Annotated in this window: 17 protein-coding genes; 8 read left to right on the plus strand and 9 right to left on the minus strand. The window is 72.7% G+C overall.

The features are described from left to right. Positions 1 to 43 precede the first annotated feature (43 nt). The 7 genes from infB to ACHFIV_RS06800 all read left to right on the plus strand — a co-directional run bounded on the left by infB (position 44) and on the right by ACHFIV_RS06800 (position 11,027). Complete coding sequence (infB, locus tag ACHFIV_RS06770; RefSeq protein WP_398964664.1) at positions 44 to 3,160, plus strand: translation initiation factor IF-2; 3,117 nt, start codon at positions 44 to 46, stop codon at positions 3,158 to 3,160. 166 nt (positions 3,161 to 3,326) lie between these two features. Then, the gene (locus tag ACHFIV_RS06775) at positions 3,327 to 3,623 is read left to right on the plus strand and encodes a DUF503 domain-containing protein (protein WP_203182771.1); all 297 of its coding nucleotides are present in this window, start codon (positions 3,327 to 3,329) and stop codon (positions 3,621 to 3,623) included. A 23-nt stretch (positions 3,624 to 3,646) separates the two neighbouring features. Continuing rightward, positions 3,647 to 4,108: a 30S ribosome-binding factor RbfA gene (gene rbfA, locus ACHFIV_RS06780; RefSeq protein ID WP_398964665.1), complete on the plus strand. Its 462-nt coding sequence runs from the start codon at positions 3,647 to 3,649 to the stop codon at positions 4,106 to 4,108. Continuing rightward, positions 4,105 to 5,004: a tRNA pseudouridine(55) synthase TruB gene (gene truB, locus ACHFIV_RS06785; protein WP_398964667.1), complete on the plus strand. Its 900-nt coding sequence runs from the start codon at positions 4,105 to 4,107 to the stop codon at positions 5,002 to 5,004. The genes rbfA and truB overlap by 4 nt, the downstream gene beginning before the upstream one ends. 278 nt (positions 5,005 to 5,282) lie before the next feature. Beyond that, a complete protein-coding gene (locus tag ACHFIV_RS06790) occupies positions 5,283 to 8,837 on the plus strand; it encodes a serine protease (RefSeq protein WP_398964669.1) in 3,555 nt (1,184 codons plus the stop codon). A gap of 43 nt (positions 8,838 to 8,880) precedes the next feature. Continuing rightward, positions 8,881 to 9,834, plus strand: a complete 954-nt coding sequence (locus ACHFIV_RS06795) for a bifunctional riboflavin kinase/FAD synthetase (protein WP_398964670.1) — start codon at positions 8,881 to 8,883, stop codon at positions 9,832 to 9,834. 77 nt (positions 9,835 to 9,911) lie between these two features. Then, positions 9,912 to 11,027 carry an XdhC family protein gene (locus ACHFIV_RS06800; protein ID WP_398964672.1) on the plus strand — a complete coding sequence of 372 codons (1,116 nt, stop codon included), beginning with the start codon at positions 9,912 to 9,914 and terminating at the stop codon, positions 11,025 to 11,027. Between the two features lie 35 nt (positions 11,028 to 11,062). On the opposite strand, the gene ACHFIV_RS06805 is transcribed toward ACHFIV_RS06800, so the two are convergent. From ACHFIV_RS06805 to eccE, 9 genes are all read right to left on the minus strand, one after another. Continuing rightward, positions 11,063 to 12,058: an oligopeptide/dipeptide ABC transporter ATP-binding protein gene (locus ACHFIV_RS06805; RefSeq protein WP_398964674.1), complete on the minus strand. Its 996-nt coding sequence runs from the start codon at positions 12,056 to 12,058 to the stop codon at positions 11,063 to 11,065. Beyond that, positions 12,055 to 13,110 (minus strand): ABC transporter ATP-binding protein, encoded by a 1,056-nt coding sequence (locus ACHFIV_RS06810; RefSeq protein WP_398964675.1) that lies wholly within the window; start codon positions 13,108 to 13,110, stop codon positions 12,055 to 12,057. Before ACHFIV_RS06810 ends, ACHFIV_RS06805 begins: the two co-directional genes overlap by 4 nt. Continuing rightward, the gene (locus ACHFIV_RS06815) at positions 13,107 to 14,027 is read right to left on the minus strand and encodes an ABC transporter permease (RefSeq protein ID WP_398964677.1); all 921 of its coding nucleotides are present in this window, start codon (positions 14,025 to 14,027) and stop codon (positions 13,107 to 13,109) included. Before ACHFIV_RS06815 ends, ACHFIV_RS06810 begins: the two co-directional genes overlap by 4 nt. Then, complete coding sequence (locus tag ACHFIV_RS06820) at positions 14,024 to 15,115, minus strand: ABC transporter permease (RefSeq protein WP_398964679.1); 1,092 nt, start codon at positions 15,113 to 15,115, stop codon at positions 14,024 to 14,026. Before ACHFIV_RS06820 ends, ACHFIV_RS06815 begins: the two co-directional genes overlap by 4 nt. Positions 15,116 to 15,118: 3 nt before the next feature. After that, the gene (locus tag ACHFIV_RS06825; RefSeq protein WP_398964681.1) at positions 15,119 to 16,993 is read right to left on the minus strand and encodes an ABC transporter substrate-binding protein; all 1,875 of its coding nucleotides are present in this window, start codon (positions 16,991 to 16,993) and stop codon (positions 15,119 to 15,121) included. A 197-nt stretch (positions 16,994 to 17,190) separates the two neighbouring features. After that, positions 17,191 to 20,184, minus strand: coding sequence for an SCO5717 family growth-regulating ATPase (locus ACHFIV_RS06830; RefSeq protein ID WP_398964683.1), 2,994 nt, complete (start codon positions 20,182 to 20,184; stop codon positions 17,191 to 17,193). 329 nt (positions 20,185 to 20,513) lie between these two features. After that, entirely contained in the window at positions 20,514 to 20,747 is a 234-nt protein-coding gene (locus tag ACHFIV_RS06835) for a DUF397 domain-containing protein (protein WP_103516551.1), read from the minus strand. Positions 20,748 to 20,829: 82 nt separating this feature from the next. Next, positions 20,830 to 21,540 carry a hypothetical protein gene (locus tag ACHFIV_RS06840; protein WP_398964685.1) on the minus strand — a complete coding sequence of 237 codons (711 nt, stop codon included), beginning with the start codon at positions 21,538 to 21,540 and terminating at the stop codon, positions 20,830 to 20,832. Continuing rightward, positions 21,537 to 22,877: a type VII secretion protein EccE gene (gene eccE, locus ACHFIV_RS06845; protein ID WP_398964687.1), complete on the minus strand. Its 1,341-nt coding sequence runs from the start codon at positions 22,875 to 22,877 to the stop codon at positions 21,537 to 21,539. The genes ACHFIV_RS06840 and eccE overlap by 4 nt, the downstream gene beginning before the upstream one ends. 183 nt (positions 22,878 to 23,060) lie before the next feature. On the opposite strand from eccE, the gene eccB reads away from it, so the two are divergent. Beyond that, entirely contained in the window at positions 23,061 to 24,590 is a 1,530-nt protein-coding gene (eccB, locus tag ACHFIV_RS06850) for a type VII secretion protein EccB (protein ID WP_398964689.1), read from the plus strand. The last annotated feature ends 2 nt before the right edge of the window (positions 24,591 to 24,592 follow it).

Here is a 24,592-nt window from a genome sequence, read left to right on the forward strand (position 1 = left end):
AGTAGCGACGGTCCGGCGGTAACCCGGACCTAAAAGGAGCGAAGTGGCTAAGGTCCGGGTATACGAACTCGCCAAGGAGTTCGGAGTGGAGAGCAAGGTCGTCATGGCCAAGCTCCAAGAACTCGGTGAGTTCGTCCGTTCGGCGTCCTCGACGATCGAGGCGCCGGTTGTACGCAAGTTGACTGACGCACTGCAGGGTCCCGGCGGCAACGCCGGCAAGTCCGCTGCAAAGCCTGGCGCGCCCCGCAAGGCCGCCCCCGCGAAGCCCGGAGCGCCCTCACCGGCCGCTGCGGCACGTCCCGCTGCCCCGAAGCCCGGCGCCCCGGCCCCCAAGCCGGCCGCCGCGGAGACCCCGGCGAGCAGCACCCCCGCGGCGCCGTCCGCGGGCCCCCGTCCGGGCCCCAAGCCCGCGCCGAAGCCCGCCCCGGTCACCCCGGTGCCCGCCGCGGAGTTCTCCGCCCCGGCCCCGGCCCAGCAGCCGGCCGCGCCGCAGCAGCAGCCCCAGGCCCCGCGTCCCGCGGGCGCCACCCCGGGTCCCCGTCCCGCCCGTCCGGCTCCGGCCGGCGGTCAGCGTGACGGCGGCCGCGACGGTGGTCAGCGTGACGGCGGCCGTGGCGGCGAGCGTGGCGGAGACCGTCCCGCACGTCCCGCGGGCCAGGGCGCGGCGCGTCCCGGCGGCGCACGTCCGGCCGGTCCCCGTCCGGGCAACAACCCCTTCACCTCCGGCGGCTCCACCGGCATGGCGCGCCCCCAGGCGCCCCGTCCCGGCGGTGCCCCGCGCCCCGGCGGCGGTCAGGAGCGCCCCGGCGCCCCGCGCCCGCAGGGTGGTCCCGGCGGCGCCCCGCGCCCGCAGGGCCAGGGTGGCGCACGTCCGTCCCCGGGCGGCATGCCCCGTCCGCAGGCTCCCCGTCCGGGCGGTGCCCCCTCGGGTAACCGTCCGAACCCCGGCATGATGCCGCAGCGTCCCGCTGCGGGCCCGCGTCCCGGCGGTGGCCCCGGCGGCGGCCGTGGTCCCGGTGGCGGCGGCGGTCGCCCCGGTGGCGGCGCCGGTCGTCCCGGTGGCGGCGGCTTCGCCGGCCGTCCGGCAGGTCCCGGTGGCGGTGGCGGCGGCTTCGCCGGCCGTCCCGGTGGTCCCGGCGGCGGTGGCGGCGCAGGCCGTCCCGGTGGTGGCGGCGGCTTCGGCGGTCGTCCCGGCTTCGGTGGACGTCCCGGTGGCCCCGGTGCCCGTGGTGGCACGCAGGGCGCCTTCGGCCGCCCCGGTGGTCCCGCGCGTCGTGGGCGCAAGTCGAAGCGTCAGAGGCGCCAGGAGTACGAGGCCATGCAGGCCCCGTCGGTGGGCGGCGTCATGCTGCCTCGCGGCAACGGGCAGGCTGTCCGGCTGTCGCGCGGTGCGTCCCTGACCGACTTCGCGGAGAAGATCAACGCCAACCCGGCGTCGCTCGTCGCCGTGATGATGAACCTCGGCGAGATGGTCACCGCCACGCAGTCCGTCTCCGACGAGACGCTGAAGCTCCTCGCGGACGAGATGAACTACGTCCTCGAGATCGTCAGCCCGGAGGAGGAGGACCGCGAGCTGCTCGAGTCCTTCGACATCGAGTTCGGTGAGGACGAGGGAGGCGAAGAGGCCCTGGTCTCCCGCCCGCCGGTCGTCACCGTCATGGGTCACGTCGACCACGGTAAGACCCGGCTGCTGGACGCGATCCGCAAGACGAACGTCGTCGCGGGCGAGGCCGGCGGTATCACGCAGCACATCGGTGCGTACCAGGTCTCCTCCGAGGTCAACGGCGAGGACCGCCGTATCACCTTCATCGACACCCCGGGTCACGAGGCGTTCACCGCCATGCGTGCCCGTGGTGCGAAGTCCACCGACATCGCGATCCTCGTGGTCGCGGCGAACGACGGTGTGATGCCCCAGACGATCGAGGCGCTGAACCACGCCAAGGCGGCCGAGGTGCCGATCGTGGTCGCGGTCAACAAGATCGACGTCGAGGGGGCCGACCCGACCAAGGTGCGCGGCCAGCTCACCGAGTTCGGTCTGGTGGCCGAGGAGTACGGCGGCGACACGATGTTCGTCGACATCTCCGCCAAGCAGGGCCTCAACATCGAGGCACTGCTGGAGGCCGTCGTCCTCACCGCCGACGCCTCGCTCGACCTGCGGGCCAACCCCGACCAGGACGCGCAGGGTATTGCGATCGAGTCCCACCTCGACCGCGGCCGCGGTGCCGTCTCGACCGTCCTCGTCCAGCGCGGCACGCTGCGCATCGGCGACACGATGGTGGTCGGCGACGCGTACGGCCGTGTCCGGGCGATGCTCGACGACAACGGCAACAACGTCCAGGAAGCGGGTCCCTCGACCCCCGTCCTGGTGCTGGGTCTCACCAACGTCCCGGGTGCGGGCGACAACTTCCTGGTGGTGGACGAGGACCGTACGGCCCGTCAGATCGCCGAGAAGCGTGCCGCTCGCGAGCGCAACGCCAACTTCGCCCGCAAGGGTGTCCGGTTCTCCCTGGAGAACCTGGACGAGGCGCTCAAGGCCGGTCTGGTCCAGGAGCTCAACCTCATCATCAAGGGCGACGCGTCCGGTTCGGTGGAGGCTCTCGAGTCCTCCCTGCTCCAGCTCGACGTCGGCGAAGAGGTCGACATCCGGGTCCTGCACCGAGGTGTGGGTGCGGTCACCGAGTCGGACATCAACCTGGCGACCGGCTCCGACGCCATCGTGATCGGCTTCAACGTGCGCGCCGCGGGGCGTGCCGAGCAGATGGCCGAGCGCGAGGGTGTGGACGTCCGGTACTACTCGGTCATCTACCAGGCGATCGAAGAGATCGAAGCGGCCCTCAAGGGCATGCTCAAGCCGGAGTACGAAGAGGTCGAGCTCGGCAAGGCGGAGATCCGCGAGATCTTCCGCTCGTCCAAGCTGGGCAACATCGCCGGTGTGCTGGTCCGCTCCGGCGAGGTCAAGCGCAACACCAAGGCGCGCCTGCTGCGCGATGGCAAGGTCATCGCGGAGAACCTCAACATCTCCGGTCTGCGTCGCTTCAAGGACGACGTCACCGAGATCCGCGAAGGCTTCGAGGGCGGTATCAACCTCGGAAACTTCAACGACATCAAGATCGACGACGTCATCGCGACGTACGAGATGCGCGAGAAGCCGCGAGGCTGATCAACGGGATTCCCGGGGGGCGACCCCCGGGCTCTCCTTCACAGTCGGGGCCGGTCGACGGGACGTATTTCCGTCGATCGGCCCCGGCCGTTCCGTGTACGGTTCTGGTGTCCCCGCCAAGCGATGGCGGGGCGCGACCCCGAACCGGCGGGACATCCGGACATACATGTATGTGGGGACTCTGTCCTTCGATCTGCTCCTCGGCGACGTACGGTCGCTGAAGGAGAAGCGCTCCATCGTCCGCCCGATCGTCGCCGAGCTGCACCGCAAGTTCGCGGTGAGTGTCGCGGAGACGGGCGGGCAGGACCTCTACCGCAGGGCCGAGATCGGCCTTGCCATGGTTTCCGGGGACACCGGGCACCTCACGGACGTACTCGACCGGTGCGAACGCATGATCGCGGGCCGGCCGGAAGTGGAACTGCTGTCCGTACGACGGCGGCTGCACAGCGACGAAGACGATTGAGCAAGGCTTAAGGAGACGGACCAGTGGCCGACAACGCGCGGGCGAAGAAGCTGGCGGACCTCATCCAGGTGGTGGTCGCCGAGAAACTGCAGCGCGGTATCAAGGACCCGCGTCTGGGCACGCACGTGACCATCACGGACACCCGTGTCACCGGCGACCTGCGGGAGGCCACGGTCTTCTACACGGTCTACGGCGACGACGAGGAGCGGGCGAGCGCGGCGGCCGGGCTGGAGAGCGCCAAGGGCGTCCTGCGCTCGGCGGTCGGCGCGGCGGCGGGGACTAAGTTCACCCCGACCCTGGCCTTCGTCGCCGACGCCCTGCCGGACAACGCCAAGGCGATCGAGGACCTGCTCGACAGGGCGCGGGCCTCGGACGCCAAGGTCCGGGAGGCGTCCTCCGGCGCCGCCTACGCGGGCGACGCCGACCCGTACCGCAAGCCCGAGGACGAGTCCGACGAGAACGGCGAGGGCTCACCTTCCGCATGACACAGCAGAACAGGACGCCGGACGGCCTCGTCATCGTCGACAAGCCGTCCGGCTTCACCTCGCACGACGTCGTGGCCAAGATGCGCGGCATCGCCCGCACCCGGCGCGTCGGCCACGCCGGCACCCTGGACCCGATGGCGACCGGAGTCCTCGTCCTCGGAGTCGAGAGGGCGACCAAGCTGCTCGGCCATCTCGCGCTGACCGAGAAGGAGTACCTGGGGACGATCCGTCTCGGCCAGGACACCGTCACCGACGACGCGGAGGGCGAGATCACCTCGTCCACCGACGCCTCCGGAGTCACGCGCGAAGGCATCGACGCCGGGGTCGCCGCACTGAGCGGCGCGATCATGCAGGTGCCGTCGAAGGTCAGCGCCATCAAGATCGACGGCAAGAGGTCCTACGCCCGGGTGCGCGGTGGCGAGGACTTCGAGATCCCCGCCCGTCCGGTGACCGTCTCGTCCTTCCGCGTCTACGACGTCCGGGAGGCGGTCGCGCAGGACGGTACCCCGGTCGTCGACCTGGTCGTCTCCGTCGTGTGCTCCTCCGGTACGTACATCCGCGCGCTGGCCCGTGACCTCGGCGCCGGGCTGGGCGTCGGCGGGCACCTGACCGCGCTGCGGCGCACCCGCGTCGGGCCGTACGGCCTGGACGCGGCACGCACCCTCGACCAGCACCAGCAGGAGCTGACCGTGATGCCGGTCGCCGAAGCCGCGGCGTCGGCGTTCCCGCGCTGGGACGTGGACGAGAAGCGCGCGAGACTGCTGCTCAACGGCGTGCGCCTGGACATGCCGTCCTATCCGCCGGGGCCGGTCGGGGTCTTCGGGCCCGACGGGGCGTTCCTGGTGCTCGTCGAGGAGCAGAAGGGCAAGGCCAGGAGTCTCGCCGTCTTCGCCTGACCAGGCCGTCGGGCGAGGGTCTCCTCCTGCCAGGCCCTCAGCGGCGCGGGCCTCCACGCCCGCGCCTCGCGCGGACTCCGCGGGTGCGTCCATCGTGGAGCGGGCAGCCCCCCTGGTGCGCGCCCGCTCCACGATCCCCCTCCCAGGACCATCCCTCTCCACGAGAACCCTCCGATTCACCCTGATGGGTGGGCGCTCGGAGTGACTGGGGGGTGTGAGGGGGGCGCTTCGGCCTTCCGCGCTTCCGGTGTCCGTCGCCCGGGACCTACCGTCGGACCATGGGCAGCGGGGACCGGTCGAGACTGGTGAGAATCTGCGATCAGGCCGGCCGGCCGCGGGGAACGGGGTTCGTCGCGGACGACCGGGGCACGGTCGTCACCAGCCACCAGGCCGTCGCGCGCTCCGTGCCACTGACGCTGCACGCCGCCGACGGAGGCAGTTGCCGGGTCGGCCCCGACGACATCACCGCGCTGCCCGCCCTCGGGCTGGCCCTGCTGCGCACCGGCGGCCCCGGGACCCTGGGCGTGGAGCCCCTCCCCATCGCCGTGCGCGAGGAGGTCGGCACGGGCGCGTACGTGCGGATCGCCGCCCACGGCTGGCGGGAGGCGCGGGTGCTCGGGGCGACTCCGGCGACGTACTCCGAGGGCGGGCGCGACCACCCCGTCCCCGAAGCGCTGGAGCTCGCCCTCGGCACGGACGGCCGTGACGCGCTGCGTTCCGGCGGGGCCGCGGTCGGCGGGCCCGTGACGGACCCTCGCACCGGGGCGGTCCTGGGCGTCCTCTCGACCGCGCTCAGGGCCGGACACGAGACGGCCGGACTCGCGGTGCCGCTCACCCCCCGGGACGTCCCGGAGCCGCTGGCCGAGGTGCTCCGGCGCAACGCCGCCGGCGTCCCGGGGTACGGACGAGACCTCAACCTCGCGGGGGCACTGCAGCTGACCGCCACCTCGCTCGGCCACGCCGACGCCCGCCCCTGCGGCACCGAGGTGGTCGAACGCCCCGACGTCAGCGCGGAGTTCACCGCCTTCGAGACCGGGACGGGGCCGGTGCTCGGCCTGGTCGGAGCGCCCGGGACCGGCCGCACCACGGAACTCGCCGCCCTGGCCGCCCGCCGTGCCCGCGGCCCGGTGCCCGCCCTCACGCTCTGGCTGCGCGGAGCCGATCTGCGGGCCGAGGACACCTCGGTCACGGACGCGATGGCCCGGGCCCTGCGGCGCTCCGGGAAGATCGTCTCCGCCGCCGGGGCCCGGGGCGACATGGAGGCCGCCACGCCCGACCGGGTGGCCCGGCTCGCCGCGGTGTCCGGGAACCCGCTCCTCGTCGTCGTTGACGGACCGGAGGAGATGCCTCCCCTGCTGGCCCACCGGCTCGCCGGATGGGCCGAGGCGACCGCCGGGTGGCTCCTGGCCCACGAGGTGCGGATGGTCGTCGCCTGTCGTCCCGAGCACTGGGAGACCGCCGGCGCGCTGTATCCGCCGGGCGCCCTGCACCGGCCCGAGCGGCCGGCCGGGCATCTGCCGTCCGCAGTCCGCCTGGGCGACCTCACGGCGGAGCAGGCCGCGCGCGCCCGGGAACGCTACGGCATCCCGCCCGGCACCGTCGCGCCCGGCCACGACCGGCATCCCCTCACCCTGCGCCTCCTCGCCGAGGTGCGGGCGGCGCTGCCCCCCGACGTGCCGGGCAGGCCCGGGACGGAGGAGGTCTTCGCCGCCCGTCTCGACCTCGCCTGCGTCCGGATCGCGGTCCGCATCGGGGCCCAGGCCGAACCCCGGCTCCGGGGCGCGGCGGTCGGCAGGCTGGCGGCGAAGGTGGCCGGCCAGGTCCACGAGGCCGCCAGGCGCTGCCTGGGCCCGGGGCAGGGAGAGCTCGACCGGGCGGCGTTCGAGGAGCTCTTCCCCTGGCGCACGGGGTGGGCCTCGGCCGTCCTCACCGAAGGGCTGCTGGTCCCCGCGGGCGCGGGCTACCGCTTCGCCCACGAGGAGCTGGGCGACTGGGTGCAGGGCGCACACCTCGACCTGGACGCGGCCCTTCACTCACTGGTCCACCGCTGGCACGCGGACGGGGCGCCGCCTCCACCCGCCCCGCAGGACCCGGCGGAACCCCGCAACCTCCCCGTGCCCCGCCACCGCATCGGCCCGGTGCTCCAGGCGATGCTCCTGCTGGAGCGGCGCCAGGGGAACGCTGCGCTGGCCCACCGGATGGCGGACCTGATCGAGGCGATGGACCGCCTGCCCTCCGGGCCGGGCGTGGAGCAGCGGCTCACCGACGCGGTCTGGTGGGCGGCCCGCCTGCTCCGCGAGAGCCTGCTCAGGGTGCCCGACGCGCGGCCCTTCCTGGGTGTGCTGCGTGTGCTCGCCGGACGGATCACCCGGCGTTCCCTGACCGGTGGCGGCCCTGACGCACTCGGCCCCTACGCCGACTTCGGGCCCGGGTTCTGGTGCCGGACGCGGCTGCCCGAGGAGGACCGGATCGATCTGCTGCGCCGCCTGCTGCCCGCCGACGGCGCACCCCGCCCGGACGGAGGCGAACGGTACCTGGACGCCGTGTCCCGGTGCCTGGCCGCCCGGCCGGCGACCGTCCAGGTGCTGCTCTGCCGCTGGTTCACCGACGAGAGCCCCCTGCCCTGCGAGGACGGCGTGCCGATGCGGCTCACCGTGGCCGCCGCCGCGCAGGCCCTCCTGTACGCCCGCCGGGACCTCGCCGTCGACGACCTGACCGAGGCACTGGCGGACACCGCCCACCCGCGCGCCGCCGAACTCCTCGCCGCCCTCGCCGAGGACGAGCCGGCCGCTCTCTGCAGAGCCGTCGACCGATGGGCGCGTGACGAGGAGAGGCCCGCGAGGCGGGCCGCCGCGGCCGTCCACGCCCCCCTCGCCGCGGCCCGCGCGCTGTCCGCACCCGACCGTGCCCTGCTGCGCGGCGCGATGCTCACCCTGCTGGGCCGGCCGGACGACGCGGTCCTGCACGCCCAGGCGCTCACCGTGCTCGTACGGGACCCCGCGACGGGAGGCCGCCACCTGCCGCAGGCCCTGCGCCTCTTCGCCGGGGGAGACCCACGGCTGCCGGTGGCCCTGCTCACGGAGGTGTTCCCCGGGCACCCGGAACCCGTGCTCGCCGCGCTGCGCGCCCGACTGGCACTGCCCGGGGAGGCTGCCGACGGCGTGCTGCGGGAACTGGCCGCCCTGGACACCCCCGCTCTGGCACTGCACGCACCGGGTCTCCTGCGCCACTACATCGAAAGCCGCGGCCGGTCGGGCGAGGACGCCGGAGCGCAGGCCGCCGCCTACGTGGACCACAGGCTCGAGCTCGGCCCGGCCGCCCGGGCGCTGCTGCGGCCCCTGATGGCCGGACTGCTGCGGGACCGCCCCGCCCCGCCGTCCGTACGCGCCGCGCTGGCGCGGACGCTCGCCACCGGGGGGAGCGCCGCGTCCAGGCCGCTGCGCGCCGAGCTGCTGGAAGTCCTGCTGGACTTCGAGCAGGACACGGGCGGGGACCCGGAGGTCCTCGACGCCCTGCTGCGGGCCGCCGCCGCGGGATCCGGCCGCCGTCCCGAAGCCCGCACCCGGGCTCTGGTGCACCGCACCGGCACACTCCTCGTGCGGACGCCCGAAGGCGCGGCCCGCTTCGACCACCGGCTGGCAGAACTCGCCCGGGACGTCCCCGGCTTCGGGGCCCTCGTCACCCGGTGGCTCGCGGACGCCCCGCAGGAGTGGGCGGAGGTGTTGGGCCCCGGCGCCCGGCGGGCGACGGAGTCGCCGCACGGGGCACGGCCGGTGATCCCGGTGCCGATGCAGGCCGTGGGACGTGAGCATGGCAGTCTTAGACCTGCGTAATGGACACACACACGTACACAGGTTCGGGCGAGGAGCGGTCACAGTGCACTGCTGGCGTGGCTTGGAGGACATCCCTGAGGGCTGGGGGCGCAGCGTCGTCACCATCGGCTCCTACGACGGGGTGCACCGCGGACACCAGCTGATCATCGGCCGTGCCGTGGAGAGGGCGCGGGAGCTCGGTGTGCCCTCCGTCGTCGTCACCTTCGACCCGCACCCCAGCGAGGTCGTCCGCCCCGGTACGCATCCGCCGCTGCTCGCACCGCACCACCGGCGTGCCGAGCTCATGGCCGGCCTGGGCGTGGACGCGGTGCTCATCCTGCCGTTCACCGCCGAGTTCTCCCAGCTCTCGCCCGCCGACTTCATCGTGAAGGTGCTCGTCGACAAGCTGCACGCGCAGCTGGTGATCGAAGGCCCCAACTTCCGCTTCGGACACCGGGCCGCCGGCGACGTCGCCTTCCTCACCGAACTCGGCCGCACCCACGACTACGAGGTCGAGGTCATCGACCTCTACGTGAGGGGGGACGCGGGCGGCGGCGAGCCCTTCTCCTCCACCCTCACCCGCCGGCTGATCGCCGAGGGAGACGTCCGGGGGGCCGCGGAGATCCTCGGCCGTCCGCACCGCGTCGAGGGTGTCGTGGTGCGGGGCGCCCAGCGGGGCCGCGAGCTCGGTTTCCCCACGGCGAACGTGGAGACCCTGCCGCACACCGCGATCCCCGCCGACGGCGTCTACGCCGGCTGGCTCACGGTGGAGGGAGAGGCGATGCCCGCCGCGATCTCCGTGGGCACGAATCCGCAGTTCGACGGCACGGAGCGGACCGTCGAGGCGTACGCCATCGACCGCGTCGGCCTCGACCTGTACGGGCTGCACGTCGCGGTCGACTTCCTCGCCTACGTACGGGGCATGCTGAAGTTCGAGTCGATCGAGGACCTGCTCGTGGCGATGGCCGCCGATGTGAAGAAGTCCAGCGAACTGGTCGCGGCGTACGAACGGGCCTGACGCCTTCCTGTGGTGCGCACGCGGGGACAGGGGCATCGTCGGGGGCAGGAACCGCCGAGCCGGGAGGACGGCCGCACGTGCGTGAACTGCTGACGGAACTGCGCGACTGGCACGCCGCCGGAACGCCCTTCGCCCTGGCCACCGTCGTCGCGGTGCGGGGGAGCGCGCCCCGGGCCCCCGGCGCCGCGATGGCGGTGACCGCCACCGGCGTGGCGGCGGGCAGCGTCTCCGGGGGATGCGTGGAGAGCGACGTGTACGAGGTCGCCACCGAGGTCCTCACCACGGGCCGGACAGTGCTGCGGACCTACGGCATCAGCGACGACGAGGCTTTCGGCGCCGGACTGACCTGCGGCGGCACGATCGACGTCCTGGTGCAGCCCTACGTCGCGGCGGAGGACCGGGAGATCCTGCGGGAGTGCGCCGAGACCATCGGCGCGGGGGAACCCGTCGCACTCGCCACCGTGGTCCGCGGAGCGGCGCGTCCGGGCAGCCGACGGATGATCACGGCCGACCGGGTCAGGGGCTCACTCGGCGACCAGGGGCTCGACGCGGCCGTGACCGACGACGCGCGCGGGCTGCTCGCCCAGGGCGCCACCGGCAGCACCGGGTACGGCCCGCACGGCGAGCGCCGGATGCAGGACGTCACCGTCTTCGTCCAGACCTACGCCCCCGCGCCCCGCATGCTCGTCTTCGGAGCCATCGACCACGCGGCGGCCACCGCGAGGATCGGGGCCTTCCTCGGCTACCGGGTGACGGTGTGCGACGCCCGCCCCGTCTTCGCCACCAGGGAGCGCTTCCCGACAGCCGACGAGGTCGTCTGCGCCTGGCCGCACACCTACCTGGAATCGACGCGGGTGGACGAGCGCACGGTCGTCTGCGTCCTCACCCACGACCCGAAGTTCGATGTGCCGCTGCTCGCCGCCGCGCTGCGCACCCCCGCCGCCTACATCGGTGTGATGGGCAGCCGGCGGACCCACGCCGACCGGGTCGCCCGGCTGCGGGAGGCCGGGGTGGACGAGACGGGGCTGGCCCGCCTCGCCTCACCCGTCGGCCTCGACCTGGGGGCCCGTACACCGGAGGAGACAGCCGTCTCCATCGCAGCCGAGATCATCCAGCACCGCTGGGGCGGCACCGGCCGCCCCCTGGGCGAGCTGACGGGGGCCATCCACCACGCCGGGAGACCCGGCGTCTGAGCGAGCCCCGGCTCCCGTCCACTGCGGGACAGCCCTCAGGAGCCGCCCGCCCCGGCCGCCCAGTGGCAGGCGACCTGGGTCCGGCCGTCCCCGTGCAACACGGGCAGCTCCTTCGTGCGGCACGCGTCCGCGACGCCGGCGCGCTCCGCCTCGCCCGAGGCGAGGACCTGGCAGCGGGCATGGAAACGGCAGCCGGACGGCACCTTCGAGGGGTCAGGCGGCTCGCCCGTCAGGATCACCGGCTCGCCGTCCGCCTCCGGCAGCACGGACAGCAGGGCCCGGGTGTAGGGGTGCCGGGGAGCGGTGAGGACCTGCTCGACGTCACCCGTCTCCACGATGCGGCCCAGGTACATCACCGCCACCCGGTCGGCGATGTTCCAGGCCAGCCCCAGATCATGCGTCACCACCAGCGCCGACAGGCCCAGTTCCTCGCGCAGCCGCAGCAGCAGCGCCAGGATCTCACCGCGTACGGACGCGTCCAGCGAGGCCACGGGTTCGTCCGCGACGATGAGTTCCGGCTCCAGGACCAGTGCGCCGGCGATCACGACCCGCTGGCGCTGACCGCCCGACAGCTCGTGCGGATACCGCAGGAAGAACCGTTCCGGAGGCCGCAGCCCCGCCCGCGCCAGCGCCCCGGCAACGGCCGCCCGCTCGTCGCCCGCGTATCCGTGGATGCGCAGGCCCTCCGCCACCGCGTCGTAGACCGTGTGGCGGGGGTTGAGGGAACCGCTGGGGTCCTGGAGCACCAGCTGCACCCGTTTGCGGTACGCCTTGAGCGACCGGCCCCCGTAGTCCAGGGGCTCGCCGCCGAAGGTGACCCGGCCGGCCGTGGGGGGCACCAGGCCCAGCAGGGACCGGGCCAGAGTCGTCTTCCCGCATCCCGACTCGCCGACCAGGGCGACGATCTCACCGGGACGGATGTCGAGGTCGACCCCGTCGACCGCCCGCGCCGTCGCCGCCCCGCGCCTGCCGGGAAACGCCACCTTCAGCGCCTGCGCGCTGAGCAGGGGGGCCGGGGGAGTGGTCGTCATGGAGTGCTCCTTGCTTCCTCGGTACCGCCGCCGGGTGCCGCCGGGGCCTGCGGCCCCACGAGCACGCACGCCGCCCGCCGGGACGGACCGGCCGGCCGCAGCTCCTGGTCCTCGACGGCACAGGAGTCCAGCGCCGCCGTGCAGCGCGGATGGAACGCACAGCCCGAAGGGAGTGCCGACGGGTCCGGCGGGTCGCCCGGCAGGCCGCGCGGCGCGTGCCGCGACGCCGGGTCGCCGATGCGCGGGAAGGCCGCCGACAGGGCGCTGCCGTAGGGGTGTCTCGCGTTCTCGTACACCTGCTTGGCGGGGCCCTCCTCGACGACCCGGCCCGCGTACATCACCGACAGCCGGTCGCAGGTGTCGGAGAGCACCGCCAGGTCGTGGCTGATCATGATCAGGCCGAGGTCCTGGTCGCTGACGAGCTGCTCGATCAGCCGCAGGATCTGCGCCTGGATCATCACGTCGAGCGCGGTGGTGGGCTCGTCGGCGATGATCAGCCGTGGATCACAGGCCAGCGCCATGGCGATCATCACCCGCTGGCGCTGACCGCCCGACAGCTCGTGCGGATAGGCGTCCGCGCGTGCGGCCGGGAGTCCCACCTGCTCCAGCAGCTCACCGGCGCGCCTGCGCGCGGCGCCCGGGGTCGCCATGCCGTGCAGGAGGATCGGTTCGGCGATCTGGTCCCCGATGCGGTGCACGGCGTTCAGCGAGTGCATCGCGCCCTGGAAGACGATCGACGCCCCCGCCCACCGGACGGCGCGCAGCCGGCCCCACTTCATGGTGAGGACGTCCTCGCCTTCCAGGAGGATCTCGCCGCTCATGGTCGCGGACGCGGGCAGCAGCCGCAGTAGCGCCAGCGCCAGCGTCGACTTCCCGCAACCGGACTCCCCGGCGATGCCGAGCTTCCGGCCCGCCTCGACCCGCAGGTCGACCCCTCGCACGGCGGGGACGGCCGAGGCCCCGGAGCCGTAGGTGACACGCAGGTCCCGGACCTCGAGCAACGGCTGCCCGGTCTCCGGCTTGGGAACGCTCTCGGTCTTCACGGCGGTCATCGGGACACCCCCAGCTTGGGGTTGAGCACGGACTCGATGGTGCGGCCGCACAGCGTGAACGCGAGGGCGACCACCGCGATGGCGAGTCCGGGCGGGGCGAGGTACCACCAGTTGCCGGAGCTGACCGCCCCGGCCTCACGGGCGTCCTGGAGCAGCCCGCCCCAGGAGACGATCGTGGGATCGCCGAGCCCGAGGAAGGCGAGGGTCGCCTCGGTGAGGATGGCGGTGGAGATCACCAGCGTGGTCTGCGCGAGCACCAGCGGCATCACGTTGGGCAGTACGTGGCGGGACATGATGTGGCCGTGCCCGCCACCGAGCGCCTTGGAACGCTCGATGTACGGACGTGACTCCACGGACAGCGTCTGCGCGCGCACCAGCCGGGCGGTGGTCGGCCAGGTCGTCACGCCGATGGCCAGGACCGTCGTCCAGAGGGACCGCGCGAGCACGGTGGCCAGCGCGATGGCGAGGACCAGCGTGGGCATCACCAGGAACCAGTCGGTGATCCGCATGACGACGTTGCCGTACCAGCCCTTGAAGTGACCCGCTGTGATGCCCACCAGGGTCCCGATGGCCACCGAGAGGAAGGCGGCGAGCAGGCCGACGGTCAGGGAGACTCGGGTCCCCCACACCAGCAGGGCGAGCAGGCTCCGGCCGAACTGGTCGGTGCCGAGGGGGAACTCCGCGCTCGGCGCCTCCAGCGGCCCGCCCGGCGCGGCGGTGACGCTCCGGGAGCCGTCACCGACCAGCAGGGGGGCGGCCAGCGCGGTCAGGGCGATCAGCGCCAGCACGGCGAGACCGGCCAGGCCGGCGCGGTGACCGCGGTACTGCCGCCAGAAGCGGGCCACCGCGTGGCGCCGGCGGGTCCAGGTCAGCGCGCGCGGGCTGACGGCCGCCGCGGTGTCGGTCGTGGTCGTCATCGGCCCACCCGGGGATCGAGGAGCGGATAGATCACATCGGCCAGCGTGTTCATCAGGATCACCGCGGCGGCGAAGATGAAGAACAGCGCCTGCACCAGTGGCAGGTCGGGGACGCTCAGCGCCTGGTAGAAGAGCCCTCCCAGGCCCGGCCAGGAGAACACCGTCTCCACCAGGATGGCGCCGGCCACCGTGTTGCCCAGATTCACGAAGAGCAGCGTCACGGTCGGCAGCATCGCGTTCGGAACGGCGTGGCGGCGGCGTACGAGGTCGTCGCGCAGGCCCTTCGCACGGGCCGTCGTCAGGTAGTCGCTGCCCATCTCGTCGAGCAGCGAGGAGCGCATCACCAGCAGGGTCCGCGCGTACTCGACCGCGACGAGGGTGATGACGGGCAGTACGAGATGGTGGGCCACGTCGAGGACGTAGGCGAAGCCACTCTCGCCGCCGGACTCCATACCGCCGGTCGGGAAGAGACCGGGAACGGGCCCGAGACCGACCGACAGGGTGATGATCAGGAGCAGCCCGAGCCAGAACGAGGGCACCGAGTACAAGGTCAGCGCGAAGGCGGTGTGGAAGCGGTCGCCGGCCGAGCCGTTGCGCCAGGCCGACCTTGCGCCCAGCCAGATGCCGATCGCCGTGTAGATCACGAAGGCGGTCCCGGTGAGCAGAAGTGTCGCGGGCAGAGCTTCGGTGATCTTGTCCATGACGGGGGCACGGAACTGGTACGACGTGCCGAAGTCCCCGGTCAGGGCGTTGCCGCAGTACTCGGTGAACTGCTGCCAGAGCGGCAGGTCCAAGCCGAATTCCTTGCGCATCGCGGCGATCTGCTCGGTCGACACCTGCCGGCCGCCGGTCATCTGCTTGACCGGGTCACCAGGGATCAGGCGGAACAGGAAGAAGCTGGTGACGAGCACGGCGAACAGCGAGACGGCCGCACCGGCCAGCTTGCCCGCCGCGTAGCGGAGGTACGCGGTCGTGCTGCGTGCGCGTGGACTGCGGGCCGACGGCCCGGCCGGAGCCGGGCCGTCGGTCCGCACGGCGTCCACGCCCGCCGCGCCCTTCAGGAGCGCGGGAGTGCTTTCTGTGCTCATGGACTATTCACGGTCTTCCGCGGTGGAACGACGACGCATGGCGAACAGCAGCCCGCCACCGGCGAGGACGACTACGGCGACCCCGACACCGATGAGGACTCCGGTGGAGCTGCCGCTGTCGCCGGACGAGTCGCCCGACGCACCGGCGGCCGGGACCGCCGACCACCAGCTCCAGTAGCCGTCCTGACCGTAGATGTTGCCCGCGTCCGAAGGCATGGTCGTGATGGACTCGATCTGGTCGGTGCGGTAGGCCTCGACGGCATTCGGGTACGCCATGACGTTCATGTACCCCGTGTCGTACAGCCGCGACTCCATCTGCTTCACGAGGTCTGCCCGTTTGGCGGGGTCGTACTCCGCCGACTGCTTCGCGTAGAGCTCGTCGTACTGCTTGTCGCAGATGAAGTTGTCGGTCTGCGCGGTCTCCTTCGCCTTGGCCGGCAGCGCCGCGCAGGTGTGGATCGACAGGACGAAGTCGGGGTCCGGGTTGACGGACCAGCCGTCGAAGGCCAGGTCGTACTCACCGGCGTACCAGGGGTCCGAGACGTTGTCGCGGCAGTCGACCTTCAGACCGATGCCGAGGGCGCCCCACCACTCCTGGAGGTACTTGCCGATCGCCTTGTCGTTGGGGTCCGTGGCGTGGCACAGGATCCGGAGGTCCAGCGGCCTGCCGTCCTTGCCGGTCCGCTTGCCGGCGCTGTTCTTCTCGTAACCCGCCTCGTCGAGGAGGGCGCCGGCCTTCGCCGGGTCGTAGGCGAGCTTCTGCCCGGGCGAGGGCTTCCAGAAGTACGAGCCGTAGCGCGGCGGGACGTACCCCTCACCCTCCACGGCGTAGCCCTGGAAGACCTTGTCGATGATGGCCGTACGGTCCACGGCCATGAACAGCGCCTGGCGGACCTTCTGGTCGAGCAGCGCCGGGTGCCCGTCCCCGAACTTCTTGCCGTCCTTGGTCCGCGCGCCGGGATTGGTGGCCAGTGCGTAGAAACGCCGGCCGGGTGCGTCGTTCACCTTGATGTCGTCGGCGGACTTCAGCGACGCGGCCTGGGCCGGAGTCAGGCTCGGGCTTCCGGCGACGAAGGAAACTTCACCCTTTCGGAGGGCGGCGACTGCTGCGTCCTGGTCCTTGTAGTACCGGAAGACGAGCTCGTCGAACTTGGGGGCGCCCCGCCAGAAGTCCTTGTTGGCCTTCAGCTTCACATAGCTGTCGACCTTGTAGTCCGTCAGGATGAACGGTCCGTTGCCGACGACCGGGAACTTCGTGTCGTTGTTGAACTTGGAGAAGTCGCCGACCTTCTCCCAGACGTGCTTGGGCACGATGGGCACGTCCAGAGCGGTCATCGTGGCCTGAGGCTTCTTCAGCTCTATGACCAGCTTGTCCGGGCTGGGGGCGGTCACCTTCTTGAAGTTGCTGACGAAGCTGCCGTTGGAGGTGGCGGCGCCCTCGTCGGTCATCATCGTGTTGAACGTCCACGCGGCGTCCTCGGCGGTGGCCTGCTCGCCGTCCGACCACCTGGAGTCCGACCGGATGGTGTAGGTCCACGTCAGCTTGTCCGCCGAGGTCTCCCACTTGGTCGCGAACCCGGGGATGGTGTGGCTGTCCTTGGCGTCGTAGTTGGTGAGGTAGTCGTACATCAGCCGGTGGATGCTCGTGGAGAGCAGCCGCTGCGCGAGGAACGGGCTCAGGGAGTCGACGCTCTGGGCGACCGCGACCGTGAGCGTCGACTTCCCGTCGGCGGCCCGCGCCTCCTGGGGGGCGGGACCGAGCGGGTTCCCGGGGACGACCGATCCGGCGGCGAGCGCCAAGGCGGCGGCTCCGGAGGCGAGGAGGATACGCAGACGGCGGCGTGGGCGGGAGGAGCGTGGTGGGAATCTTGTGACCATGGACGTGGACCTCGCGTCATGACTCGCACGGTGAAGGCGGGCAGATCTCTGGTTCGCCAGCTGGTGAAGCGAAGGTCTATCAGCGGCGGTCGAGTCGCGTCAACGGTCCGCCAAACCGCGTGTGGTCTGCGGGAATGCGATGAGGGCCCGCACCTGGTGAACGGTGCGAGCCCTCATTGGTTTAGACCTCTACTGCCTCACTGTTGAGGCGCCGACGGCGGCTGCGGAGGGTGCTGCTGCCAGCCCGCCGGCGGAACGGGGCCTTGCAGTTCGGGCTGCCCGGGCTGATGTGCCTGGCCATCGTGCTGCGCGGGGGGCGGGGGCGGTCCGGCCGGGTTCCCGCCGGGCTGCGCCGGGGTGGCGGGCTGCTGCTGCCAGGCGTTGTTCTGCGCGCTCTGGGCGGGATGCGGGGGGTAGGGCTGCTGGGCCGGGGCGGCCTGCTGCGGCGGCAGCTGCTGTCCGCCGTACGGCTGCTGTCCCCCAGGCGTCTGCTGTCCGCCGTACGGCTGCTGTCCGCCAGGCGTCTGCTGTCCGCCGTACGGCTGCTGCCCGCCAGATGCCTGCTGTCCGCCGTACGGCTGCTGCCCGTAGGGCTGCTGGGCCGGGTACTGCTGCTGGCCGGGGTACGGCTGTCCCGGATACGGCTGACCGGGCTGGGGCTGCGGCGCGTACTGCTGCTGGCCCGGGGCCTGCTGACCGGGCGTCTGCAGTCCCGGCATCGGCGGGGCGAACTGCGGCGGCGGGTTGGCACCGTCCGTCGTCCACAGCCCCTGCTGCTGCTGGGCCCGCTGGAAGTCCTCGGCGACGAGCGCGGAGAGGTTGAAGTACGCCTCGCGGGTCTTCGGGCGCATCATGTCGAGGTCGACCTCGGCACCGGCCGAGAGGTGCTCGTCGAACGGCACGACCACGACGCCGCGGCAGCGGGTCTCGAAATGCTGCACGATGTCATCGACCTTGATCATCTTGCCGGTCTCGCGGACACCGGAGATGACGGTCAGGGAGCGCTGCACCAGTTCCGCGTAGCCGTGCGCCGACAGCCAGTCCAGCGTGGTCGACGCGCTGGAGGCACCGTCGACGGACGGCGTCGAGATGATGATCAGCTGGTCCGCGAGGTCCAGCACCCCGCGCATCGCGCTGTAGAGCAGACCGGTGCCCGAGTCGGTGAGGATGATCGGGTACTGCTTGCCCAGGACGTCGATCGCCCGGCGGTAGTCCTCGTCGTTGAAGGTCGTGGAGACCGCCGGGTCCACGTCGTTGGCGAGGATCTCCAGGCCGGAGGGCGCCTGCGAGGTGAAGCGGCGGATGTCCATGTAGGAGTTGAGGTACGGGATCGCCTGGACCAGGTCACGGATGGTGGCCCCGGTCTCGCGGCGCACCCGCCGGCCGAGCGTGCCGGCGTCCGGGTTGGCGTCGATGGCGAGGATCTTGTCCTGGCGCTCTGTGGCCAGGGTCGAGCCGAGCGCGGTGGTCGTCGTGGTCTTGCCGACCCCGCCCTTGAGGCTGATGACCGCGATGCGGTAGCACGACAGCACCGGTGTGCGGATCAGCTCGAGCTTGCGCTGCCGCTCGGCCTCCTCCTTCTTCCCGCCCAGCTTGAAGCGGGAGGCGGCGGAAGGGGTGCGGCTGCTCTTCGCCTTCTGCTTGCCCCGCACGAGCCGGTCCGACGACAGCTCCACGGCGGCCGTGTAACCCAGCGGGGCCCCCGGCACCGAACGCTCGCGCTGGTCATGGGTGACCGGCGTCGGCCACGCGGACCCGGTGCGCGGATCCACGGGCGGAGCCTGTGGCGCGTCGGGCTGCGGCTGGTACGCCCCGGGCTGCGGCGCCTGCTGCTGCGGTTGGTGCTGCTGCGCGGGCAGGTTCGGCGTTCCCTGGGCGGTCTGCTGCGGGATCTGCGGGGGGAGCGGGGCACCCGCCCCCTGCGCGGGAATCTGCGGCTGCTGGCCGGCCTGCGGAACCGGGAACCCGTGACCGCTCTGCGGCTGGGCTGCCGGAGGCAGTTGGGGCGCGCCCTGGGCGGGAGGCTGCTGCTGGGCGGCCGGAGGGAACCCGTAGCCGTCCTGCGGGGGGTTCTGAGGGAACCCGTAGCCACCGTGCTGCGGCGCCTGGGAAGCCTGGGGGAAGCCGTAACCACCGTGCGGAGCAGGCGCGTTCGGCTGCAACGGCTGCGCGGGCGCCGACGGGGACGGCTGCGCGGGCGGCGCGGCAGGGGCCTGCGGGAATCCGTAGCCGCCCGGTGACTCGGCCGTCGGCACGGGGGGCTGCTGAGCGGGCCACTGCGGAGCGGCCTGCGGAGCGCTCGGCTGCTGCGCGGCCGGCTGGAAGGCGGGCGGAAGCGGCGGCAGGGCGCCCTGCGCGGGCGGTGCCGGCGACCAGGAGGCCGGCACGTTCGACGGCACCCCGCCCTCGGGCGCTGCCGGGGGTTCGGCGGACGGGGCACCGGCCGGCGGTGGGCCCGCGGGTGCCGTGTCCGTCACGGGCCCGGCAGGCTCGTCGGCCGGCCCGGCGTCCGTCGCGGGCTCCTCGGCGGCCGCCCGTACGGGGTCCTGCGCCGCGTCCGCCTCCGGGACGCCGGCCGCGTCACCCCCCTCGGGTTCGTCGCCATTCACCGGACCGGCCGGCTCCGCGCCGCCCTCCTCGGGCGCCGCGGCTGGAGGCGTGGGCTCGGCGGACCGGCCGGAACCGGACGCTCCGGCCTCCGCCGCGGCCGCCTCGCGCTCGGCGATCTCCTGCTTCAGCGCGGCGGGTGAGAACCGCATGGTGGCGCCGCTCTCCACATCACCGCCACCGAACGGATCCGGCGCCCCGCCCACCGCGTCAGCCTCTTCGGAGCCCGCCGCGGCGGAGGATTCCGGAGCCGGCGTCGCGGGAGCGGGCGCGGAAGGCGGGGAGGGCGGCTCGGGCGAGGCGGCCGGGGCCCCTTGGGACGCCGCCGGAGTGGGCCGCCAGCCGGGCTCGAAGCCACCGGGGGCCGACGGGCCGGGTACGGAGACCGGCGCCCCCTGGGGCGGCGGCGGTGCCAGGTGTGACCCCGCCCCTCCCGACGAGTCACCCGGCGCGTTCTGGGTGTACCAGGCGGGCGGGGTGTAGTCGATGGTGAACTCACCCGTCATCTCGGCGGGATCCGCGTCGGACGACTCGTCGACGGGCGTGTTCCATCCCCCGCTGATCTCGTCCCGATCGCCGTTCACGTTGCCTCCTGGTGTGGTCGAGCACCCTTGTGCCGTGGTGGGTGGGGGCGACCGTTCCCGTCGTCCGGTCCGCCCGGCTCTCCCCCTTGCGACGCGCAGTGCCTGCCCGCAGGTTCCTCTGCCGCGCCCTCACCCACCCTAATCGCCATCGGGCGCGCTACGGCAGGCCGTATCGCCCAGCAAGGGCTGTCCCGTAGGTCACGCCCGGCCATCCGGCGCGGGGAGTACGACAGAACAGGAAGGAAGGGGTCAATTGCCGCGCACCGGGACCCATCCGGACAACAGAGCGGGGGCGGTGGTCGACCACCGCCCCCGCCGCGTACGGACGCCTACGTGAGGTCGAACTCACCGTCCCGCGCGCCCAGGACGAAGGCACGCCACTCGGCCTCCGTGTAGCGGAGGACGGTCCCCGGATCCAGCGACGAACGCATGGCGACCGCGCCCCCCGGGAGGTGGGCGATCTCGACCCGCTCCTCGACGTTCTCGGTACCGGGTGCGCTCAGCCACTCCACATCCGAGATGTCGAGAGCGTAGAGCTCGTCCTTTTCCTGCTGGGTGCCCATGCGCACGTCCCTTCCGTCGAAGTGTGTCGTTCCCCGCCATGATCCTGAAAAGCGGCGGAGCCGGGGTGCAAACGGGAGAGGTTCAGTCCATCCTGCGAGCAGTGCCCAGCAGGCCGGTCTCGACGTCCGTCGCGGCGGTCATCACCCAGTGGCGCTCGCGTCCCGCCACCCAGAGCGTGACACCGTCCGCCAGGGTGGGCAGGGCCTCGCTCTCGGCCCGCGCGAGTCCCAGGATCCGGCCGATCTGCTCGGCCTCGGCCGGCGACACCCGCTGGATGCCCACGAGCGTCGCCGCCCGCATCAAGCGGGGTGCGACGGGGCTCAGGTACGGCAGCAGCGTCAGCACCGACTGCCACGGCGAGGACACCACCCGGCCGCGGGGCGGACGCATCCCGCAGTCGCGCACCACCACGACCGGGCTGCCGACCGTCGCTCCGGTGGGCGGCACCCGCCCCACGTCATGGAGCGCTATGCACTCGAGACCGGCGCCGGCGGCCTGCGCCAGCGTGGTCCACGCCTGGGTACGGCCCGTCTCGACCGCCACCCGCGCACCCGTGCCGGCCGCGCGCAGAGCCAGCACCTGGGCCGTCCAGAGACCGCCGATCAACAGGACGTCGTACGGCGTCGGCCGGTGGAAGCCGATCATCTGCGGGCGTCCCTCGGCGTCGTCGCCGATGATCACGCCGTCGTCCCCCACCGGCAACGACAGCGCGCCCAGATGGTCGGCCGCCAGGGTATGGCCGGCATGGCGGGGACCCAGCAGGCCCCGCCTCGGGGCGATGTGCTTCGTCACTGTGCGCCTCCCAGCGGGAGCGTCGCCAGGACACCCGGCAGCTGCTCGCGGTCCAGCCGCACGAGGCCGACCTCGGCGTGCCGTGCGGCTTGCTCCAACGTCCGTCGTACGCCGACCAGTTCGGTGTCGGAGCCGCCGGTGATCCGTACGTGGCCGCGCACGGACACGTGACCCTGGTGCGCCCCGCGGCGCACCGTCAGGCTGAACGTCGTCGCGTACGCGGGCACCGAGGTCAGCAGCGCGACGAGCCTCGGGAGCGGAGTCGCTCCCCGGCCCAGCTCGGGCCAGCGGTCCACGGCGTAGGTGGTGTGCCAGCGGTCGTCACAGCGCCACACCCGCGCCGTCTCGGCCGTCCGCCGCTGCGGTGCGGCGTCCGGGCGTCCGGCACGGGCCGACAGGATGGGGTTGGCGCACGCGGACGTCGCCACGGCGGAGTTGAGCTCCTCCTGGTCCAGCACCGAGGCCCGGAAGCCCGCGCCGGTGATCCGGCTCGCCACGTGGTCCGCGACCCGCACCAGGCACCGCTGGGCCCCGCCCAGTCCGCCACCGCGGGCCTCCACGGCCTCCCGGCACAGCTCCGGATCCAGTTTCACCGCCACCCAGGTCATCCGCAGCGCGGGCGCCCCGGTCCGGTCCTGGAGGGGCGCGTAGGACAGCCGGGCCACCGAACGCTCCGGCAGATGCGGCGCCGGAGCGGGCCGGACCTGCTGCACGAGCTGCGCGGACTCCAGCACGATGTCGTCCACCGCGAGGGCGTCGCCCAGGAGGGACAACGGAAGCGCCCGGGCGCCCATGGCCTGACGGAGCGACTCACCGCTCGCCTCGACCCGGACGACCGCGGTCAGGAACGTGCCGTCCCCGACCATGCCCACCGTGCGGCGGGCGCCGTCGACGTAGATGTACGGAGCGAAACCCGGCACGCTCTCCGCGACCGGAGCCAGCTGCGGCTCCGTGTCGGCTGCGGGTGCCACGGCCGTCCGCCCGCGACGGCGGAGCGAGGACACCGTGGACAGCCAGTCCTGCACGGCCCGGCCCCGCCGGCGTACCACCGCGAGAAGGACCAGCAGGCAGGCGATCACACCGGCGGGGATCATCCACGCGCCACCGATCGCGGCACCGACCACGGCGACTGCCAGGGCCGCCTCGACGAAGACCATCTGCCGCAGCGCGGGACCGACGCGGCCGGTCCGGGAGATCGAGTGCAGAGTGGTGGCCGCGGGGGCGTCCGCCGACCGGTGGGGAGCCGCACCGTCCGACCCGTTGCTTCGTTGCCTCCGGGAAGGGCCGGGCGTTCGGTGGGTGGACCGCCTCGTGCGTTCCCCCGTCGCTGCACCCATCGCCGCGTTGCCCCCTCGTGTCCGTATTCACCGTTTTTTTCACGGGCGTTGATCGGGCGATCACCCTACCTGAGCGGTGAGAGCCAAGTGCCAACAGGCATAGTAGGGGTCCCGGTCGGCGGCGGCGGTCCACGACCGGTGTGGGAACCTGGTCGCCCACAGGGGAGAAGGGGCAGCGCGCACATGGCATCACGGCGGGACGAACTCAATGCCTACACCTTCGCGAAGCGGAGGTTGGTCGCACAGTTCCTGCAGCCCCACCCCTCCGGATCCGAAGAGGGTGCGCCACGTCCTCTTCGCGCGGTGGTGCCCGGAGCGATCGTCGGTGTGGTCGTCCTCGCGGTGTTCGGAGCCTGGGGCATGTTCAAGCCCGTGGCACCCCAGAAGTGGGACACCCCGTACGAGAACGTCATCATCGCCAGCAAGTCCACGACCAGGTACGTGGTGTTGAAGACCGACGGCAAGACGCAGCTCCACCCGGTGCTGAACATGTCCAGCGCCAAGCTCCTCCTCGCCCCGGACAAGGGCACGGTCGTGAACGTCGACGAGTCGGTCCTCGACAGCGGCAAGATCCCGCACGGGGCGACCCTCGGCATCCCCTACGCACCGGACCGCCTCCCCGACAGGGCGGAAGCCGGCTCCACGAAGCGCTGGGCGGTCTGCGAACGGCCCGGTGAGGGCGGCAGGGCCATCCAGAAGGCGGCGTTCGTCTTCGCCGAGCGCGAGCAGAAGAAGACCGAGGGCGCGAACAGGCTGCGGGGCGGCGAGGTGATGTACGTCGAAGGCCCGGGACCGGACCGTACCCGCTACCTCGTCGACGCCACGGGCAAGGCGTACCCGGTGGAGAACGACGAACTGCTGCTGCGCACCCTGGTCGACGAGGGCCGGGCCCAGCGGGTGTCCGCCGACTGGCTCGAGACCCTGCACAAGGGTGACGCGGTCACGTTCCCGACCATCGAGGGAACTCCCGGCCAGGACGCTGGTGTTCCGGGGCAGTTGCAGCCCGAGGACAACAAGGTGGGCATGGTCCTCGCGGCCACCTCGGGCACCAGGACCCAGCAGTACGTCGTCCTTAAGGGCCGGGTCGCACCGGTGTCCGACTTCGTCGCCAAGCTCCTGCTCAGCAGCAGCGCCCTCGTCAACCTCGACCAGGACGGAAAGGCGAAGCCGGTCAGTGCCGGAGCGTTCGAGCCCGGCGAGGCGTTCGGGCAGGAACGCGACTGGCCCCGGAGCGAGGCGACCCCGGTCAACTCCGCGAGCACGGACAGCGGAAGCCGCAACACCGTGTGCAACGTCCTGCGCGGCGTGTCGGAGAAGAGCGGCGCCAGCACACTCAGCACCTGGGCGGGCAAGGGATTCCCCTCCACGCTCCCCACCGGCTCCAGCAGCGCCTACGTCACCCCCGGATCCGGCCAGCTCTTCCGCCAGTTCAAGGGGTCGAGCCCCGAGTCCGGTCCTCTCTTCCTGGTGACCGACACGGGACTGCGCTATGCCATGCAGTCCAACGGCGACAGCGTGCAGGACGACTCCGGCATCGGTGAGTCCGGTACGAAGGAGGAGCGGGAGCAGAGGCAGCAGGAGGCGGCACAGGCGCAGAACCGGCTCGGGTACAAGGACGTCGATCCCGCGCCCGTCCCCGCCGCGTGGTCCGCCCTGCTGCCGACCGGACCCCGGCTGTCGACCGGTGCCGCGCGTCAGCCGCAGGGCTCGTGAGG

The organism is Streptomyces sp. ALB3 (genome assembly GCF_044385685.1).
In the GTDB taxonomy this organism is placed as follows: Bacteria; Actinomycetota; Actinomycetes; order Streptomycetales; family Streptomycetaceae; genus Streptomyces.

Excerpts from the sequence above, each read along its gene's own strand:
- truB (WP_398964667.1), top strand. The coding sequence starts at position 4,105 with ATGACACAGCAGAACAGGACGCCGGACGGCCTCGTCATCGTCGACAAG.
- ACHFIV_RS06775 (WP_203182771.1), top strand. The coding sequence starts at position 3,327 with ATGTATGTGGGGACTCTGTCCTTCGATCTGCTCCTCGGCGACGTACGG.
- ACHFIV_RS06835 (WP_103516551.1), bottom strand. The coding sequence starts at position 20,747 with ATGGGCACCCAGCAGGAAAAGGACGAGCTCTACGCTCTCGACATCTCG.
- eccE (WP_398964687.1), bottom strand. The coding sequence starts at position 22,877 with ATGGGTGCAGCGACGGGGGAACGCACGAGGCGGTCCACCCACCGAACG.
- ACHFIV_RS06815 (WP_398964677.1), bottom strand. The coding sequence starts at position 14,027 with ATGACGACCACGACCGACACCGCGGCGGCCGTCAGCCCGCGCGCGCTG.
- ACHFIV_RS06825 (WP_398964681.1), bottom strand. The coding sequence starts at position 16,993 with ATGGTCACAAGATTCCCACCACGCTCCTCCCGCCCACGCCGCCGTCTG.
- ACHFIV_RS06810 (WP_398964675.1), bottom strand. The coding sequence starts at position 13,110 with ATGACCGCCGTGAAGACCGAGAGCGTTCCCAAGCCGGAGACCGGGCAG.
- ACHFIV_RS06790 (WP_398964669.1), top strand. The coding sequence starts at position 5,283 with ATGGGCAGCGGGGACCGGTCGAGACTGGTGAGAATCTGCGATCAGGCC.
- ACHFIV_RS06805 (WP_398964674.1), bottom strand. The coding sequence starts at position 12,058 with ATGACGACCACTCCCCCGGCCCCCCTGCTCAGCGCGCAGGCGCTGAAG.
- ACHFIV_RS06820 (WP_398964679.1), bottom strand. The coding sequence starts at position 15,115 with ATGAGCACAGAAAGCACTCCCGCGCTCCTGAAGGGCGCGGCGGGCGTG.
- eccB (WP_398964689.1), top strand. The coding sequence starts at position 23,061 with ATGGCATCACGGCGGGACGAACTCAATGCCTACACCTTCGCGAAGCGG.